Here is a 17133-nt window from a genome sequence, read left to right on the forward strand (position 1 = left end):
CGCCCGCGCGATGCCGCGGCCCTCAGCTGCAGCTGTAGCTCGCCGCCACGTTCGCGTCGCCCGAGCCCTTGTACTTCGGGTACTTGGGGTACTGGCAGGCGGGCATGCTGCGGGCCGTGCCGCCGCTGGTGAAGCTGTAGGTCAGCTGCGTGGGCGCGTCGGCGTTCTCCACCCAGCCCATGATGGCCGAGGCCCAGTCCACTTCCTGCAGGCTGCCGCCCGCGCCATGCCCGCCGCCGGGAACGATGAAGAAGCGCGTGGCGCTGTTCGGGTCGGCGAGCCCCAGCGACTTCGCGATGCCCGTCATGGTGGTCCAGTTGCGGTAGTGGTCGTTCGGCGACAGCAGCGCGTCGCTGCCGGCGTGCCAGGAGATCAGCTTGCGGCCCGAGGCCACGTAGCTGGCGATGGCGGCCTTGTCGTGGTCGGCACCGATGCGCGCCAGGCCCGCGCCGAGCATGTAGTAGTCGGTCTCGAGCTGGAAGCCGGCCTGCTTGGCCGGCGTGAGCCAGGCGGGGTCGCCGCTCGCGAGCAGCGCGAAGCCGCCGCCGAGTCCGCCCCAGCCGAGCCCGAGGCCGTTGCCCCACGAATAGCCCGAGAGCACGGTCGAGCCGTTCGAGAGCTTGAGCGGCGACAGGAAGGACTGCAGCGTGCCCACCTGCGCGGCGCTCAGGCAGAGGGCCGGATCGCTGCTCGCGCCCGCCATGCCACACTGCAGCACGGCCGGATCGAAGCTGCAGGCCTGCGGATTGCCGATCAGGTTGTCGCTGGCGCCGTCGAGCGCATCGCAGGCCGACAGTGCGGCCGCATAGGCCGCGCCGGTCTGCGCGGGGCTCAGCGCCGCGGGCGTGCCGGTCAGCGAGGCCGCGCGCAGCCAGGCACCGGTCTGGCCCGCCATGTCCATGGTCTCGCAGCCCGCGACGATGCCGTCGAACTCCTGCGGCCAGCGCTGCGCGGCGATGTAGGCATTGCGTCCGCCGTTGGAGCAGCCGTTGAAGTAGCTGTGCGTCGGCGCCTTGCCGAAGAAGGCCTGCGCGACGGCCTTGCCGAAGCGCACCGTGGTGCCCACCGCGGCATAGGCATAGTCGGTCGCCGATTGCTGGCCCTCGGGCGTGCCGCTGGCCCAGACGCCGGGCGCGGCCTGCGCGGGCACGCTCGCGCGGTTGCCGCCATTCGAGGCCGCATACACCGCGCCCTTCAGCGCGAGCGTGGGATCGACCGCCGTCACCGCGCCGCCACCGTCCTTGGTCACCGCCGAGGCGATGCGTCCGTCGAAGCCACCGCCACCTTGTTGCCAGTAGCGGCCGGTCCAGTTGTCGGGCACGTCGATCTCGATGTCGAGGAAGGGGGCGCGCGTGCCCAGCACCTGGCAGAAGCCCGAGGCGTTGACCGCCGTCTTGGCTTCGAAGCGCGCGGTCTGCGTGACCGTGACGCCCGCCAGCACCTGTCCCTTGAGGCCGTTGCAGGTGCTCTTGAGCTGCTCGACGCTGGGGCCCGACGGACCCGCGGGCGGCGGCGCGGCTGGTGCGGGGGCGGGCGCCGGAATCGGGAGGAAGCCGCCGCCGCCTCCGCCGCCACCCCCGCAGCCCTGCAGGGCCAGGCCGGCGGCCATCAGCAGGCCCGCCGACAGCAGGGCACGGTTCACACACTTCTCGTCGCGCATGGTTGTCTCCGATATTTTGATGGGTGCCGGATGGCCGGCGGATCTCGCTCGATGGGCTTCGTCGTCCGGCCGATGTGGATCGATCAGAAAACCAACCGACCGGTCGGTTTGGAAGCCGCGCAAGGCTAACGCAGCAGCGCGGACACGGGCAAGCGGCAAAGGCTCGGGACTAACCCCTAAGATCGCGGACCGCGTGGCCTCACGCGCAGCCCCTCATTGCCATCCATGACCGTTGACACCGCTTCCTCCCGCCCCAACGACCAGCGCAGCCTGATCGCCAAGGCCGCCGCCGAGCTGTTCGCCCGCAAGGGCTATGCGGCGACGTCGATGAACGAGATCGCCGAGGCCAGCCACCTGTCCAAGCCCGGCCTCTACCACCACTTCAAGGACAAGGCCGAGGTGCTGCTTCATATCGCCGACGGCCATGTGTCGCGCCTGGTCGACATCGTCACGGGCGTGGAAGCGCTGCAGCTCGCGCCCGACGAGCGGCTGCCCGAGCTGATCGAGGCCTTCATGGCCGAGTACGCCGAGGCGCAGCACGAGCACCGCGTGCTCACCGAGGATGTGCGCTTCCTCGCGCCCGAGGCGCAGGCGCGCGTGCTCGACAAGGAGCGCACGGTGGTGCGGGTGTTCGCCGACGCCATCGCCGCCACGCGCCCCGACCTGCACGCCTCGCAGCTGCACAAGCTGCTGACGATGTTCCTGTTCGGCATGCTCAACTGGATGTTCACCTGGTTCAAGCCCGGGGGCCGCTTCTCCTACGACCAGATGGCACCGATCGCGACGCAGCTGTTCCTCAACGGCATCACGGGGCTGGAGGTCGCGCCGGCAAAGAAGTCGCCGAAGGCGCGCAAGCCGTGATCGGCTGATCGAACCCATCGCGCGCCTCTCCGTCATGGATCTTGCGAAGGCCGGGCCGCTCAATCGAGCTTGATGCGGCCGCTCGCGAGCAGCGCGCGGTGGCGCGCGATCTCGGCGGCGATGGTGCGCTGCATTTCCACGGGATCGCCCGAGGCAGGCTCGAAGCCCTGCGCGATCAAGGACTGGCGCAGCTTCGGGCTGGCCAGCGCGCGCTGCCAGGCCTGCAGGACTTCGCGCCGCGCCGCCGCCGACGTGCCGCTGGGCAGCACCAGACCGACCCAGGAGTGGTACTGGTAGCTGCGCAAGGCCGGCACGCCGGTTTCGGCGTAGCTCGGCACCTCGGGCAGCATCGCCCAGCGTTGCGAGGACGTGGCCGCCAGCGCGCGCACGCGACCGCTCTGCACGAGCGGGACGATGGGCGCGGTGGCGTAGAGCATCAGGTCCACTTCGCCGCCCGCCAGCGCATTCATCGCCTGCGCCTCGCCCTTGTAGGGGATGTGCCGCGCGTCGATGCCGAGCGTGCGCAGCAGCTCCTCGCTCTGCAGGTGCAGGCTGGTTCCGATGCCGAAGGAGCCGTAGGTCAACTCGCCCGGATGCGCCTTCGCATAGCGCACCAGCTCGGCCATGTCGGCCACCGGCAGGTCGGCGCGCACGGCCACCACGCCGGCATTGGCCGCCACGATGCCCAACGCATCGAAGTCGTTCAGCGGGTCATAGCCGGGCGCCTTGTCGAGCACCGGGTTGACCGAGGCGATGGAGGGCGAGACCGCGATCAGCGTGCGGCCGTCGCGCGGTGCGCGCAGGGCCGCCTGCACGCCGATCTTGCCGGCGGCGCCCAGGCGGTTGTCGACCAGCACGGGATGGCCGAGAGCGGCCGCGAGTTCGGGAGCGAGCAGCCGCGCGACGCGGTCGATGGGGCCGCCGGGCGGCGCGGGCACGATGATGGTCAAGACCTGCGGCGCGGCGGCGCAGGCCGTGCCGAACAGCAGGCCCGCCGCGAGCAGCAGGGCCGTGCGGCGTTTCGCGGTCCACCGAGGTGCAGGGGGCTCCTGCGGCTTGTCTCTTCTTGTCATGCGGGCATCGTAGGCATGCCCTCTCATATTCGGAAATACCTTTTGGCGTCACATTTCCATATGCCGCGAGTATGGCCGCGTCGATGCCATGTGCTGCTTCACGCGCCGTGCAGGTACTGCGCGGGGGTGGTGCCGAGGCTGCGATCGAACAGCGCAACGAATGCACCGATGTTGCAATACCCGCCGCTTCGCCGCCGCGGCGCCCCCGCTCAGTGCGATGCCAGCACGTGCGCCTGGTACGACACGTCGAGCAGCTTGCCCTTCTGCACGTAGTAGCGGTCGAGCCGCCACTCCTTGAGGATGTCGAGGGCCAGATCGAAGCTCTTGAGCTTCAGCGCATAGAGGCTGGCCAGGGAGAAATCGACATCCGATTCCAGCGCCAGGACCAGCCGTGCCAGGGTCAGGGACTCCTCGCTGTTCGGGTCGGCCGTGATGAGCCGGCGTGCTTCCTTGATCGCGTTCATGGAGGTCCTTCGTCGCGCTCGTTCGAGCGCTGTCGCAGTGGTGAAACGCAACCCTGGCTTGTGATGCACTTCTGCGAGGCCGTCTGCTCCGCGTCGGGATTCGGCCCGCCAAGGTCTTGGAGCGGGAAGAGGCAGTCTAGCACCGCGTTTCCAGCGGCCGGACGCGCTGGAACGGCCCTTACACTGCCGCCCATGCGTACGCCGGGCGCCACCTCCACCCCGTCGGGCCCCGTGCCCGGGCCCGCCGACTCCCACGCCCAACTGGTCCGCGAACGCCTGCTGCGCCGCATGTTCGTGATGGGCCCGCCCACGGTGCTGACGGCGCTGGCCTCGGCGATCGCGATGGCCGGCGTGTTCTTCGGGATGACGCGCGGCTTCGGCGCGCTGGCATGGGGCATCGTGATCTGCACGCTGCTGTGCCTGCGGCTGGTGTTCATGCGCTGGAACGCGCGCCTCTATCCCGAGCCCGAGTTCACGCTGCGCCAGCCCGATGGCGCCTGGCGCTTCATGCTGCCGCTGGGCGCCTACATGTCGATGTGGACGCTGGCGCCCTGGGCGCTGATGCCGCCGGGCACCGAGTCGCCGATGCGCATCCTGATCCTGCTGCTGGGCATGTTCGCGGTGCTGATGGGCTCGGTGCCGGTGATCGCCACCTGGCGCGCGATGGTGCCCGTGGTCACGATTCCGCTCACGCTGGGCGTGGTCACGCGCTTCGCCTGGATGGGCGGCACCGATGGCTGGTTCACCTGCGTGGTCGGGCTGCTGTTCGGCGGCTCGATGGCGCGCTACGCGCTGTCGCAGCACCAGCTGATCCGGCGCAGCCTGTCCGACCAGATCGACAAGGAACTGCTGAGCGAACAGCTGCTGCGCCAGTCCTTCGAGCTGCAGCGGCTCAACCGCGAGCGCAGCCGCTTCTTCGCCTCGGCCAGCCACGACCTGCGCCAGCCGGTGCATGCGCTGGCGCTGTTCTCGCGCTCGCTCGAGCGCGACCTGGCCGACCATCCGCTGGCGCCCGTGGCCGGCCGCGTGGTGCAGGCCACCGATGCGGTGAGCGGCCTGCTCAACGCGATGCTCGACATCTCCAAGATCGATGCCGGCACCGTGGTGCCGCAGCCGGTACGGATGGCGGTGGACCCGCTGTTCCTGCGGCTGTCGCAGATCTTCGAGCCGCGCACCCAGCAGGCCGGCCTCGCGCTGCGCTTCCACACCGCGCCCGAATGGCTGCAGACCGATGGTGACCTGCTGTTGCGCGTGCTGACCAACTTCGTCGACAACGCGCTCAAGTACACGCGCCAGGGCGGCATCCTCGTGAGCGCGCGGCCGCGCGGCGACCGCCTGCGGCTGGCCGTGTGGGACACCGGCCTGGGCATCGCGCCCGAGCACCTGCCCCATGTGTTCGACGAGTTCTACCAGGTCGACAACCCGCAGCGCGACGTCGCGCGCGGCCTGGGCATCGGGCTGGCCATCGTCAAGCGGCTGGTGGACCTGCTCGGCGGCGAGATCGGCGTGCGCTCGCGGCTCGGCCACGGCAGCGTGTTCTGGGTCGACCTGCCGCGCCGCCCGCCCGTGCCCACCGCCTTGCCCATCGCGCCCGCGGCCATGCCCGATGCCGCGCAGATCGACACCACCGAACTGCCGCTGGTGCCGCCGCGCGTGCTGCTGCTCGACGACGAGCAGCCGGTGGGCGAGGCGGTGCGCATGTGGCTCGCGCCCTACTGCGAGCGCATCGAGATCACTTGCCGACTCGCCGATGCCAGCGCGCAGGTGCGCGCCACGCCCGACGGCTTCGACGCCTTCCTCATCGACTTCCGGCTCGCCGATCCGCAGGACGGCATCGAGGCGACCGCGGAACTGCGCCGGCTCGCCGGCCGCCGCGTGCCCACGATCCTCGTCACGGGCGATACCGATCCCGAGCGCGTGCGCGCGGCCTATGCTAGCGGGCTGGTCGTGATGTTCAAGCCTGTGCAGCCGGAGGTGCTGCTGCGAACGCTGCACCAGATCATTCGCGGCGCGCAAGACGAGCGCGCCGAGCGGCACGGCTAGGCCACGCGCTCCGCCGCCTCCAGCGTCTGCGAGATCAGCGTCGAGATCGTCATCGGCCCCACGCCGCCCGGCACCGGCGTGAGCGCCGCGCAGCGCGCGAACAGCCCCTCGGTCTCGATGTCGCCGACGCCACCCTCGTGGTAGCCGGCATCGATGACGATGGCGCCGTCGCGGATCCAGTCGCCGCGGATGAAGCGCGGCCGGCCGACGGCGCCGACGATCACCTCGGCGCGCCGCACCTCGTCGGCGAGCTTCGCGGTCTTCGAGTGGCACACGGTCACCGTCGCATCGGCGTTCAGCAGCATCATCGCCAGCGGCTTGCCGAGGATCGGGCTGCGGCCGACCACCACCGCGCGCTTGCCGGCGACGTCGATGCCGTAGTGCGCGAGCAGCCGCATGATGCCCGCGGGCGTCGCCGAGCCGAAGGCGGGCTGGCCCAATGCCATCCGGCCGAAGCCATGGCTGGTGACGCCGTCCACGTCCTTGCGGATGGCGATGCGGTCGAAGCACTGTCGCTCGTCCACCTGCGCGGGAACGGGATGCTGCAGCAGGATGCCGTGCACCTGTTTGTCGGCGTTCAGCGCATCGATCTCGCGCAGCACGTCCGCGGTCGTCGCGCGCGCATCGAGCGTCACGACGCGCGAATCCATGCCGACGCGGCGGCAGGCATTGCCTTTCATCCGCACGTAGGTCGCGGACGAGGGATCGTCGCCGACCAGGAGGGTCGCGAGGATGGGGGTGCGTTCGCCGTTCCTCGCCTTCAGTGCGAAGACCCGCTGCCGCAGTGCCTCCTCGTTCGCGGTGGCGACCGACTTGCCGTCGAGCAGGATGCAGGTCATCGCGCACCTCCGGAGCGGAAGGGCGAAAGCCGGGGAAGCGAAAGGATGCGCCGGTGCGGCGCGGGCATGCGGACACTCATCGTCGGAACTCCTGAAAAGACGACAGACATGCCCAGGCGATCGGCGTGACGATGGCCGCGCTCCCCGATGGTGCTCCATCCGTTCGCCAGTTGCGCGGCAACGCGATTATCGGACAGCGGCCGTGCGGCCCCGCTCGAGGAAGGCCGCCTAGGCCTTCGGCCCCTCGTCGCGCAACCGCCGCCACAGCGTCGATCGGCTGATGCCGAGAATGGCGCAGGCCTGGTCCTGATCGCCCTGGACCGACTGCAGCACCTCGCGCACCCGTTGCCGCTCCGCGGCCGTGCGCGCGCCCTTGAGCAGGCGATCGCGCGCGGGCGCCGGGCGCGCCTGCGTGCATTCGGCGAACACCTCGAGCAGCCGGGCGCGGTCCAAGCGGCCCTCGGGCGCCAGGTAGCCGTGGCAGGCCAGCAGGCGCTCGACGAGGTTCTCCAGTTCGCGCACATTGCCGGGCCAGCCGTAGCCCGCGGCCAGCTCCAGCAAGGCGGCGAGCCAGGCCGACGCCTGGTCCGCGGGCACACCCGCCGCGGGCGCGCGGCGCGCCATCAGGCCGGCGGCCAGGGGCGCGATATCGGCGCCGCGTTCGCGCAGCGGTGGCGTCTCGATGCGCAGCACCGCGAGCCGGTAGTACAGATCGCGCCGGAACAGGCCACGCTCCACTTGGGCCGCCAGGTCGGCATGGGTGGCCGCGATCACGCGCAGGTCGACCGGCACCGCCGCGGTGGCGCCCACGCGCAGCACCTCCCGCTCCTGCAGCACGCGCAGCAACCGCGTCTGCAGCGCCAGGGGCATGTCCCCGATCTCGTCGAGGAACAGGGTGCCCGTGTGGGCGGCCTCGATCAGGCCGGTCTTGCCGCCGCGCCGCGCGCCGGTGAAGGCGCCTTCCTCGTGGCCGAACAGTTCGCTTTCGAGCAGGCTCTCTCCCAGCGCCGCGCAGTTCACGGCCAGGAAGGGCTGGGTGGCGCGCCGGCTCGCGCTGTGGATGCCCTGGGCCACCAGCTCCTTGCCGGTGCCGCTCTCGCCGACGATGAGCACGGTGGCGTCGCTGGCCGCGCACTGCCGCGCCAGCTCGCGCACGCGCCGTGCCGCGGCGCTGTCGCCCGCGAAGGCCTCGATCCGGTAGCGCGTGGGCGCGCCGCGTTGCCGCTGGTTGGCGCGCAGGTGGCGGTCGGCGCGCTGGATCACGGCGGGGTCGCGGCACACCAGCAGCGCGCCGGTGACCTCGCCGCTCTCGACGATGGGCGCGCGCCGCACGACCAGCGTGCGCATGCCGATCTGCAGCACCTCCTCGACCGGGGCTTCGCCCAGGCACAAGGTGGCGCCGAGGTCCAGCACGGGCTCGACCTCGCTCAGCACGCGGCCGACCAGTTCCGCCACGGAAGCACCGAGCAGCTGCGCCATGGCCGGGTTCAGCGCCTCGATGCGCTGGCGCAGGTCGACCGCGACCACGCCGTCCTGCAACTGGCCGAGGATGGTGCCGAGCCGCTCATGGCGCGCGCGCTCGGCATGGCCGTGGCGCGCCAGGTGGAGGGCGTCCTGCAGCGCCTGGCGCACGGCGTCCTCGGAGTACATCAGCACGCTGGCGATGCCGGCCTGCTCGGCCAGGTCGGCCACCAGCCCGGGCGACACCACGGCCTCGATGCCGGCGGCGCGCAGGGCCTCCACGCAGGCCGGCGCGTCCTCCGCGCCGCGGTAGCTGAACTGCGCAATGCCCATGCCGAACAGGGCATCGAGCTGCGCCAGGTGCTCCGACGGACCGTCGAACGACACCAGGCCCACGCGCGGCGAGAGGGCGCGCGCCGCGGCCAATGCGCGCATCAGGTCGAAGCCGCGCACCTCCACGATGGCCACCGGAATGTCCAGGTGCCGGCGCAGCCATTCGCCGCTGGCGCCCGCGGCCACCACCGCGTCGACGGGGCGCCGGGCATGCAGCGCGCGCACGGCCGCCACGGCATCGTCGAAGGCCTGCCCGACCAGCTCGACCTGCGCCTGCCCGGCCACCTCCGGTATCAGCCGCGCCAGCACGCGGCCCAGGCGGTGGCGGGCCACGGCCACGATGTGCAGCGGCCGCGGCGTGGCGGGGGAATGAGGGCTCGGGGCGGCGGGCAATGTATTCATTTCAATGGATTTCATTGTCTCATTCATGAAATCAGATTGAAATCCAAACCCGGACGAGCGCCCGCCGAGGCAGCGCGAATTCCTTTCGAATCAATGACTTGGCAACGAGGGGCGCGCCCCTCGGACCGATGGCACAGCGCTTGCGCAAACCCCGGTTCCAAGCTGAAAAACCAGGAGACCTCCGTGCACTTCCATCGCCTTTCCACCATCGCCTGCACGACCGCCGCCGCGCTGGCGTGCGCTTTGCCCCTGGCCGCGCAGGCCCAGGCCTGGCCCGCCAAGTCCATCCGCTTCGTCGTGCCGTTCGCGGCGGGCGGCGCCAACGACCTGCTGGCGCGTTCGGCGGCCGAAGGGGCGGCCAAGGTGCTGGGCCAGCCGGTCATCATCGACAACCGTCCCGGCGCGGGCGGCTCGCTCGGCGCCGACCTGGTGGCGCGCAGCGCGCCCGACGGCTACACCTTCCTGATCAGCGCCGCGGGCGTGATCTCCAACAGCATGATCAAGAAGTCTCTGCCGTTCAAGGACGAGGACCTGGTGCCCGTGGTCATGATCGGCCTGGCGCCCTCGGTGATCGTGGTGCCCAAGTCGGCCCCGTACGACAACCTGCGCGACTTCGTCGAGGCCTCGAAGAAGGGCGCGGGCTTCAACTTCGCGACCGCGGGCACCGGCAGCACGCCGCACTTCGTGGCCGAGATGCTCAACGTGAAGTACGGTGCGAAGCTGCAGGCCGTGCCGTACAAGAGCGGCTCGGAGAGCACGACCGCCGTGCTGGGCGGGCAGGTCGAGGGCACCTCCGAGGCCAGCATCATCGCGCTGCCGCACATCCGGGGCGAGGGCAAGTTCAAGCCGCTGGCCACCACCTGGACCCAGCGCATCTCGGCCTACCCGCAACTGCCCACGGCCGTCGAGCAGGGCTTCCCCGAGCTGCAGATCGCGCACTGGGCCGGCCTGCATGCGCCGCGCGGCACGCCCAACGACATCCTGGACAAGCTCGCCGCCGCCGTCGACAAGGCCATGCGCGATCCCGCCACCGTGGCCAAGCTCCAGGGCCTGGGCATCGAGCCCGTGGGCGGCACGCGCCAGGAGTTCGTGAAGTTCACCGATGCCGAGCGCAAGCGCCTGGGCGAGATCGTCAAGGCGGCCCGGATGCAGGAGAAGTGAGCGCACCGCAGGTTCTCCTTCCTTTTCCTTCCAGCCGATCCATGAATACCAAACAACAACTGCGCGCCCTGGCGCAGGCCCGCCGCGGCGTCATCGTTCCGGGCGCCTTCAATGCCCTGTCGGCCCGCGTCGTCGAGGACCTGGGCTTCGAGGCGATCTACATCACCGGCGCCGGCGTCACCAACATGTGGTTCGGCCTGCCGGACCAGGGCTTCGTGGGCCTGGCCGAGATGGCCGACCACACGGCGCGCATCCGCGATGCGGTGCGCGTGCCGCTGATCGTCGATGCCGACACCGGCTTCGGCAACGCGCTCAACGTGCGCCATGCGGTGCGCACCCTCGAGCGCGCGGGCGCCGACTGCATCCAGCTCGAGGACCAGATCGCGCCCAAGCGCTGCGGCCACTTCGAGGGCAAGGCCGTCATCTCGACGGAGGAGGCCGTGAGCAAGATCAAGGCGGCCGTCGATGCGCGGCAGGACCCCGACCTGCTGATCCTCGCGCGCACCGACGCCTGTGCCGTGCTGGGCTTCGAAGCCGCGATCGAGCGCGCGCAGCAGTTCGCCGAGGCCGGCGCCGACATCCTGTTCGTCGAGGCGGTCACCAGCGCCGAGCAGATCCGCGCCTTGCCGCAGCGCCTCGACCGGCCGCAGCTCATGAACATGGTGATCGGCGGCAAGACGCCCGTCTTCGGCGCCGAGGACCTCGGCGGCATGGGCTATGGCCTCGTGCTGTATGCGAACGCCGCGCTGCAGGGCGCCGTGGTCGGCATGCAGAAGGCGCTCACGGTGTTGCGCGATGCGAGGCGGCTCGAGGAAGATCCCGCGCTGGTCGCTCCGTTCGCCGAGCGCCAGAGGCTGGTGGGCAAGCCCGAATGGGATGCCCTCGAGCGCCGCTACACGTAACGCGGCCCCTACAGCATCGATTCGGGAATCACCAGCGACTGCCACTGCAGCTTGAGCCGCATCCAGGCATCGGCACCGGGTTCGCTGTCCGTCACCCGCACCGGCGCGGGCCCGTCGGTGCGCCACCATTCGAGCGCGTCCCCGCCGTCGCCTGCGAGTCGCAGCTGGTACGCCGAATACGTCATCAGCTGCTCGAAGAAGCCGTGCGCCTCCTCGGCCAGCGCGGGGCAGTCGATCAGCAGCCCGAACTCGGTGTTCAGCGCATCGGAGCGCGGGTCCATGTTGACCGAGCCCAGGAACAGCCGCCGGCGGTCGACGATCATGGCCTTGGTGTGCAGCCGCACCTGCGCGCCTTCGCCGATGCGGCCCACGAACAGGGCGCGGCCGGCGTTCGGATGGATCTCGTGGATCTGCATCCCGTTGCGCAGCAGCGCGGCGCGGTAGCGGCGGTAGCCGGTGTGGACCACCGGTTCGTCGGTGGCGGCCAGCGAGTTGGTGATCAGGGTCTGGCGGATGCCGCGCGCCGCGTTGCGGCGCATGCCCTCGAGCGCCGCCGCGCCGGGCACGAAGTAGGGCGACGCGGTGAGGATCTCGCTGCGTGCCTGCTGCGCGGCCTCGCCGAGCAGGCGGCGGCTGGTGTCGATCAGCGCGCCGCTCGCGAGCCGCCGCGTTTCCGAGCGGCCCCAGGCCTTGGCGGGCGCATCGGCAAAGGCCTGCGCGGTGCCGAACGCGAGCCGCACGCGGCCCGCCTGCAGCTCGTCGCCGAGCGTCACGCGCCCCAGCGGGTCGACCGTGCGAAACGGCACCGGCTCGGGCGTGTCGGGGCCGTCCACGCGCGCGTCGAAGGCGCTTCGCAGTGGTTCCGGCGCATCGACGGGCCGCAGCACCGAGGCCGCGGTTCGGACCTGCGGCGCGTTCCAGTATTCGTCGAACAGGCTCGCCATCTGCGGCACCGCGGCGCCCGCGACCAGCACGTCGTAGTCGAAGAAGTTCGAGTCGGCATCGCGCATGAAATACACGTCGCCGAGGTTGCGCCCGCCCGCCACGGCCAGCACGCCGTCGGCCACGAACAGCTTGTTGTGCATGCGCCGGTTCACGCGATCGAAGTCGAACAGCGCCATCCCGAAGCGGGTCGCGAGGCCGCCGCGCGTGGGGAAGGGGTTGAAGATGCGCACCTCGGCATTCGGATACGCACCCAGCCCGTCGAGCAGCGCCGCGATGTCCTCGGTGTAGAGATCGTCGACCAGCAGCCGCACCCGCACGCCGCGCCGGGCCGCGTCGCGCAGTTCGCGCAGCACCAGCCGGCCGGTGGCGTCGTCGTGCAGGTGGTAGTACTGCAGGTCGAGCGAGCGCCGCGCGCCGCGCAGCAGGGCCAGCCGCGTGTCCATGCTGGCCAGGCCCAGCATCAGGCGGAAGCCGCTGGCATCCGCGGGCGCATCGGCCATCGAGGCCGCTGCGATGCGATCGAGCGGCGTGAGCGCGCCCTCGGCCGGCAGCGAGGTCGTGACGCTGCGCGGCCCGTCGTCGGCCGGCAGGCTCGCGCAGCCGCCGAGCGCCAGGCCGGCCAGCACGAGCACGGTCGGCCAGAAGCGACGCCGAGGTTCGAAGAAGAGGAAGGACATGGCCGGGCGCTGGAGAGCGACGATGCGGCATTCAAGCACGCATCGGCAGCCCCGGCAGCAGCTTGTCGAGCGTGATCGGGTAGCTGCGCACGCGCAGGCCGGTCGCGTTGTGGATCGCATTGGCCACGGCCGCGCCCGAGCCGCAGGTGCCGAGCTCGCCCACGCCCTTGGTCTTGATCGGGCTCGCGAGTTCGTCCGAGTCCTGCAGGTAGATCGCGTCGATGGCGGGAATGTCGGCATGCACCGGCACCAGGTACTCGGCCATGTCGTGGTTGACGAAGTAGCCGTGGCGCGCATCGACGATGGCCTCCTCGGTCAGCGCCGCCCCCACGCCGAACACCATGCCGCCGATGGCCTGGTTGCGCGCGGTCTTCATGTTGAGGATGCGCCCGGCCGCGAACACGCCGAGCATGCGGCGCACGCGGGTCTCGCCGGTGTCGATGTCCACGCCGACCTCGCAGAAGTGGGCACCGAACGCCGCCTGCGCATAGCGGCGGTGCAGGTCGCCGGGCTCGACGCTGCCGAGCACGCTCAGGCCCTCGGCGCCCGCCAGTTCGCCGAGCTCGTGCGAACGGCGGCCGCTCACGACGCGGCCGGCCTCGAAGCGCGCACCCGCCGCCTCGAAGCCCGCGCGCTGCAGCAGAGCGGCGCGCAGTTGCTCGCAACCGTCGAGCACCGCGGCGCCCGCGCTCGAGGCGCCGATCGAGGCGATTGATCCGGCGCCCGGTGGCAGGGCCGTGTCGCCGAGCCGCACGCCGATGCGGTCCATCGGGATGCCGGTCATCTCCGCGGCGATCTGCGCCAGCACGGTGTAGGTGCCGGTGCCGATGTCGGTCATCGAGGTCTCGATGCTCAGCCGGCCGCGGGCATCGAGCCGCAGCCGCGCGCTCGAGGAGCGCACCGAGTGGTGATGGATCGCACTCGCCACGCCCATGCCGACCAGCCAGCGGCCGTCGCGCACCCGGCCCGGCACGGGGTCGCGGCGCGCCCAGCCGAAGCGGCTCGCGCCTTCGCGCAGGCACTCGACCAGCTTGCGGCCCGAGTAGGGCCGGCCCGGGCCGCGCTCGGGATCGCAGGGGCTGTCGTTGAGGATGCGCAGCTGCACCGGGTCCATGCCCAGCTTCTCGGCCAGCTCGTCGAGCGCCACCTCGAAGGCCAATTGGCCGCTCGCGGTGGCGGGCGCGCGCATCGCCGCGGCCTCGGGCAGGTCGAGCGCGGCGAGCCGGTGCGCCGTCATGCGGTTCGGCGCCGCATAGAGCAGCCGGGTCTGGCGCGACGCGCCCTCGTAGTAGCTGCGGCCCGGCAGGTTGCTGGTCCAGGTCTCGTGCCCGATCGCGGTGAGCCGCCCGTCCGGCGTGGCGCCCAGGCGCACGCGCTGGATGGTCGCGGCGCGCCGCGTCGTGTGGTTGAGCAGCTGCTCGCGCGCCAGCGCCGTCTTCACGGGCCGCCGCAGTTCGCGCGCCGCGAAGGCCGAGAGCACGGCGTCGGCATGGGTGCGCAGCTTGGAGCCGAAGCCGCCGCCCACGAAGGCCGCGATCACGCGCACCTTCTCGACCGGCAGCTCGACCATCGCCGCCACGTCGCTCGCGGCCCAGTTGGCCATCTGGTGCGAGGTGTAAAGCGTCAGCGCATCGCCGTCCCAGCGCGCGATGGTGGCCTGCGGTTCCATCATCGCGGGATGCTGGTCGGGCGTGTCGTAGCGCTGATCGACCTGCACCGGCGCGGCGGCGTAGGCGCCCTCGAAGTCGCCGACGGCCGTGTCGGCCGCGCTCTCGCTGCCGGCGCTGGGGTCGTCGCCGGGCTTCACCGCCGTGGCCCGCGCGGCCTCGAGGTCGAAGCGGCCGGCGCCGGCCTCGTAGTCGATGCGGACCAGGCACGCGGCCGCGCGCGCCTGCTCCAGCGTCTCGGCGACCACGAAGGCCACGGCCTGGCCGTGGTGCTGCACCTCGGGGCCCGAGAGCTGCGAGACCAGGTTGGCGCGCCCTCGCGGCACCTGGCGCGGCACGTTTTCGTGGGTGTAGACCAGCAGCACGCCCGGCGCCTGCCGCGCTTCGCGGGTGTCGATGCGCGCGATGCGGCCCTTGGCGATGCCGGCCAGCACGATCCAGCCATAGGCCGCGCCCGCCACCTCCTCGTGGTACTCGTAGCTGTAGCGCGCCTGTCCGCTGACCTTGGCCGGACCGTCGATGCGGTCGAGCGGCCGGCCGACGATGCGCTCGCGGTCGAGTGGGCCGGGCCCGGCGGCGGTGGTGAATTGCATGGCGGTGCTCCTCGGTTCGGTTCAGGTCCGGTCCATCGCCTGCGCCAGCGTCGCAGCCAACGTGCGGCGCAGCAGCGGGATCTTGAAATCGTTGTGGCCGTGGCCACGCGCGCCGTCCAGCAGCGCATCGGCGGCCGCGCGGCAGGCCGCGGGCCCGCCGTCGGTGCCCACCAGCCGCCGTTCCGCCGCCTCGTTGCGCCAGGGCCTGGCTGCGAGGCCACCGAAGGCGAGGCGCACCTGTGTCACCGTGCCGCCCTCGCGCACGACCACCGCGGCCACCGAGACCAGCGCGAAGGCATACGAAGCCCGGTCGCGCACCTTGCGGTAGAGCTGCCGCCCGCCCACGGGCGGCGGCAGCAGCACGCCGGTGATCAGCTCGTCGGGCGCGAGCGCGGTCTCGACCTGCGGCGTCTCGCCGGGCAGCCGGTGCAGCTCGGCGATCGGGATCCTTCGCGTGCGGCCATCGGCCGCGACGGTGTCGACGCGGGCCTCGAGCGCGCGCATCGCCACCGCCATGTCGGAAGGGTGCACCGCGATGCAGTGCTCGCTCGCGCCCAGGATCGCGTGGATGCGGTTGAAGCCGCCCAGCGCCGCGCAGCCGCTGCCGGGTACGCGCTTGTTGCAGGGCTTGGTGGTGTCGTAGAAGTAGAAGCAGCGCGTGCGCTGCAGCAGGTTGCCGGCCGTGGTGGCCTTGTTGCGCAACTGCGCGCTGGCGCCCGAGAGCAGGGCGCGCGCGAGCAGCGGATGCTCGCGCCGCACGCGGGCGTCAGCCGCGAGGTCGCTGTTGCGCACCAGCGCGCCGATGCGCAGGCCGCCGTCGGCCGTGGTCTCGATGCGGTCGAGCCCGAGCCGGTTCACATCGACCAGGTGCGGCGGATGCTCCACGTCAAGCTTCATCAGGTCGAGCAGGTTGGTGCCGCCCGCGATGAACTTCGCGCCCGGATGGCGCTGCACGGCGGCGGCCGCCTCGGCCGGGCTCGACGGCCGCTCGTAGCTGAAGGCCCTCATGCCGCAGCTCCCGCCACCTCGCGGATGGCCGCGACGATGTTGGGATAGGCCGCGCAGCGGCAGATGTTGCCGCTCATGCGCTCGCGCAGTTCCTCGTCGCTGAGCGAGGGGCGGCCCGTCAGATCAGCGGTGACGTGGCTCGGCATGCCGCCGCGCAGTTCCGCGAGCATGCCGACGGCCGAGCAGATCTGGCCCGGCGTGCAGTAGCCGCACTGGAAGCCGTCGTGCTTGACGAAGGCGGCCTGCATCGCATGCAGCCTCGGCGGCGCGCCCAGGCCTTCGATGGTCGTCACCGCGTCGCCCTCGTGCATCACGGCGAGCGTGAGGCAGCTGTTGATGCGCCGCCCGTTCACCAGCACCGTGCAGGCGCCGCACTGGCCGTGGTCACAGCCCTTCTTCGAGCCGGTGAGCCGCAGGTGCTCGCGCAGCGCGTCGAGCAGCGAGACACGCGCATCGATGGCGAGCGGCCGGGGCTGCCCGTTGACCTGCAACGTGATGCGCGTCAGGCCCGCGGCATCGACCGGCGCGCCGACCGGTGCGGTGGCCGCATCGTCCGCGGCCTGGCCGGCGATCGGCAGCGAGGCGGCCGCCACGCCAGCGGCGCCGCCGATCAGCAGGCTGCGGCGCGTGGGGCCCGAGGGGGTGTCGACGTCGTCCATGGGCGGCACCGGTTCACAGGCGGGTGTCGGGCGCGGCCAGGGCCTGGGCCTTGGCACGCGACATGGTCGGCACCACCACGCTGTTCACGCGCGAGCCGGCATTGACGTTCTGGTCGGGCGCATGGGCCGCCGCGACGGCCGCCTGGCGCACCGACTCCCGCGACAGCGTCGAGACCAACGGATCGGCGCCGCGCGAGCCGCGCACCACGTTCTGGTCGGGCGCGCGCGCCGTGGCAACGGCCTGCGCCGCGACCGCGTCGCGGTCGAGCAGGTTGGCGCCCTGGTGGACGCCGTCGTAGCTTTCGGCCTGGGCCGCGAAGGCGGCGGCGACGAGGGTCAGGGTGCAGAGCAGTCTGGAAAGGGTTCGCATGGCAGTGAGCTCCTG

14 protein-coding genes and 1 riboswitch are annotated in these 17133 nt (G+C 71.7%); of the genes, 4 read left to right on the forward strand and 10 right to left on the reverse strand.

What is annotated here, in order from left to right; genetic code table 11:
* Positions 1-22 precede the first annotated feature (22 nt).
* Entirely contained in the window at positions 23-1660 is a 1638-nt protein-coding gene (locus AC07RM_RS01185; RefSeq protein ID WP_495332349.1) for a tannase/feruloyl esterase family alpha/beta hydrolase, read from the reverse strand.
* A gap of 225 nt (positions 1661-1885) precedes the next feature.
* Between AC07RM_RS01185 and AC07RM_RS01190 the strand changes: the two genes are divergently transcribed.
* The gene (locus AC07RM_RS01190) at positions 1886-2521 is read left to right on the forward strand and encodes a TetR/AcrR family transcriptional regulator (RefSeq protein WP_495332351.1); all 636 of its coding nucleotides are present in this window, start codon (positions 1886-1888) and stop codon (positions 2519-2521) included.
* A gap of 59 nt (positions 2522-2580) precedes the next feature.
* On the opposite strand, the gene AC07RM_RS01195 is transcribed toward AC07RM_RS01190, so the two are convergent.
* Both AC07RM_RS01195 and AC07RM_RS01200 read right to left on the reverse strand, forming a co-directional pair.
* Positions 2581-3594, reverse strand: coding sequence for a Bug family tripartite tricarboxylate transporter substrate binding protein (locus AC07RM_RS01195; RefSeq protein ID WP_495332353.1), 1014 nt, complete (start codon positions 3592-3594; stop codon positions 2581-2583).
* A 209-nt stretch (positions 3595-3803) separates the two neighbouring features.
* Positions 3804-4058 (reverse strand): hypothetical protein, encoded by a 255-nt coding sequence (locus AC07RM_RS01200; protein WP_398491550.1) that lies wholly within the window; start codon positions 4056-4058, stop codon positions 3804-3806.
* 192 nt (positions 4059-4250) lie between these two features.
* On the opposite strand from AC07RM_RS01200, the gene AC07RM_RS01205 reads away from it, so the two are divergent.
* Entirely contained in the window at positions 4251-6101 is a 1851-nt protein-coding gene (locus AC07RM_RS01205) for a hybrid sensor histidine kinase/response regulator (RefSeq protein WP_495332355.1), read from the forward strand.
* On the opposite strand, the gene AC07RM_RS01210 is transcribed toward AC07RM_RS01205, so the two are convergent.
* Positions 6098-6940 (reverse strand): tetrahydrofolate dehydrogenase/cyclohydrolase catalytic domain-containing protein, encoded by an 843-nt coding sequence (locus AC07RM_RS01210; RefSeq protein ID WP_495332357.1) that lies wholly within the window; start codon positions 6938-6940, stop codon positions 6098-6100. The genes AC07RM_RS01205 and AC07RM_RS01210 overlap by 4 nt on opposite strands.
* 103 nt (positions 6941-7043) lie before the next feature.
* A riboswitch (ZMP/ZTP riboswitch) is annotated at positions 7044-7124 on the reverse strand.
* A gap of 44 nt (positions 7125-7168) precedes the next feature.
* Positions 7169-9163, reverse strand: a complete 1995-nt coding sequence (gene prpR / locus AC07RM_RS01215) for a propionate catabolism operon regulatory protein PrpR (protein WP_495332359.1) — start codon at positions 9161-9163, stop codon at positions 7169-7171.
* A 180-nt stretch (positions 9164-9343) separates the two neighbouring features.
* Here prpR and AC07RM_RS01220 point away from each other — a divergent pair, with 180 nt between their 5' ends.
* Both AC07RM_RS01220 and AC07RM_RS01225 read left to right on the forward strand, forming a co-directional pair.
* A complete protein-coding gene (locus AC07RM_RS01220) occupies positions 9344-10297 on the forward strand; it encodes a tripartite tricarboxylate transporter substrate binding protein (protein ID WP_371268847.1) in 954 nt (317 codons plus the stop codon).
* A 41-nt stretch (positions 10298-10338) separates the two neighbouring features.
* Positions 10339-11199 carry an isocitrate lyase/PEP mutase family protein gene (locus AC07RM_RS01225; RefSeq protein WP_057589827.1) on the forward strand — a complete coding sequence of 287 codons (861 nt, stop codon included), beginning with the start codon at positions 10339-10341 and terminating at the stop codon, positions 11197-11199.
* 8 nt (positions 11200-11207) lie between these two features.
* On the opposite strand, the gene AC07RM_RS01230 is transcribed toward AC07RM_RS01225, so the two are convergent.
* From AC07RM_RS01230 to AC07RM_RS01250, 5 genes are read right to left on the reverse strand one after another with little or no spacing between them, the layout of a single operon-like run.
* The gene (locus tag AC07RM_RS01230) at positions 11208-12821 is read right to left on the reverse strand and encodes a phospholipase D family protein (RefSeq protein ID WP_495332361.1); all 1614 of its coding nucleotides are present in this window, start codon (positions 12819-12821) and stop codon (positions 11208-11210) included.
* Positions 12822-12852: 31 nt separating this feature from the next.
* On the reverse strand, positions 12853-15081 hold the full coding sequence (locus AC07RM_RS01235; RefSeq protein ID WP_495332362.1) for a molybdopterin cofactor-binding domain-containing protein: 2229 nt from the start codon (positions 15079-15081) through the stop codon (positions 12853-12855).
* Positions 15082-15102: 21 nt separating this feature from the next.
* On the reverse strand, positions 15103-16089 hold the full coding sequence (locus tag AC07RM_RS01240; RefSeq protein WP_495332364.1) for an FAD binding domain-containing protein: 987 nt from the start codon (positions 16087-16089) through the stop codon (positions 15103-15105).
* Positions 16086-16748 (reverse strand): aldehyde dehydrogenase iron-sulfur subunit PaoA, encoded by a 663-nt coding sequence (paoA, locus tag AC07RM_RS01245; protein WP_495332366.1) that lies wholly within the window; start codon positions 16746-16748, stop codon positions 16086-16088. Before paoA ends, AC07RM_RS01240 begins: the two co-directional genes overlap by 4 nt.
* A gap of 13 nt (positions 16749-16761) precedes the next feature.
* Positions 16762-17118, reverse strand: coding sequence for a DUF4148 domain-containing protein (locus tag AC07RM_RS01250; RefSeq protein ID WP_495332367.1), 357 nt, complete (start codon positions 17116-17118; stop codon positions 16762-16764).
* Between the last annotated feature and the right edge of the window lie 15 nt (positions 17119-17133).

The sequence above is a fragment of the Variovorax sp. GW821-FHT09B05 genome (assembly GCF_059418265.1).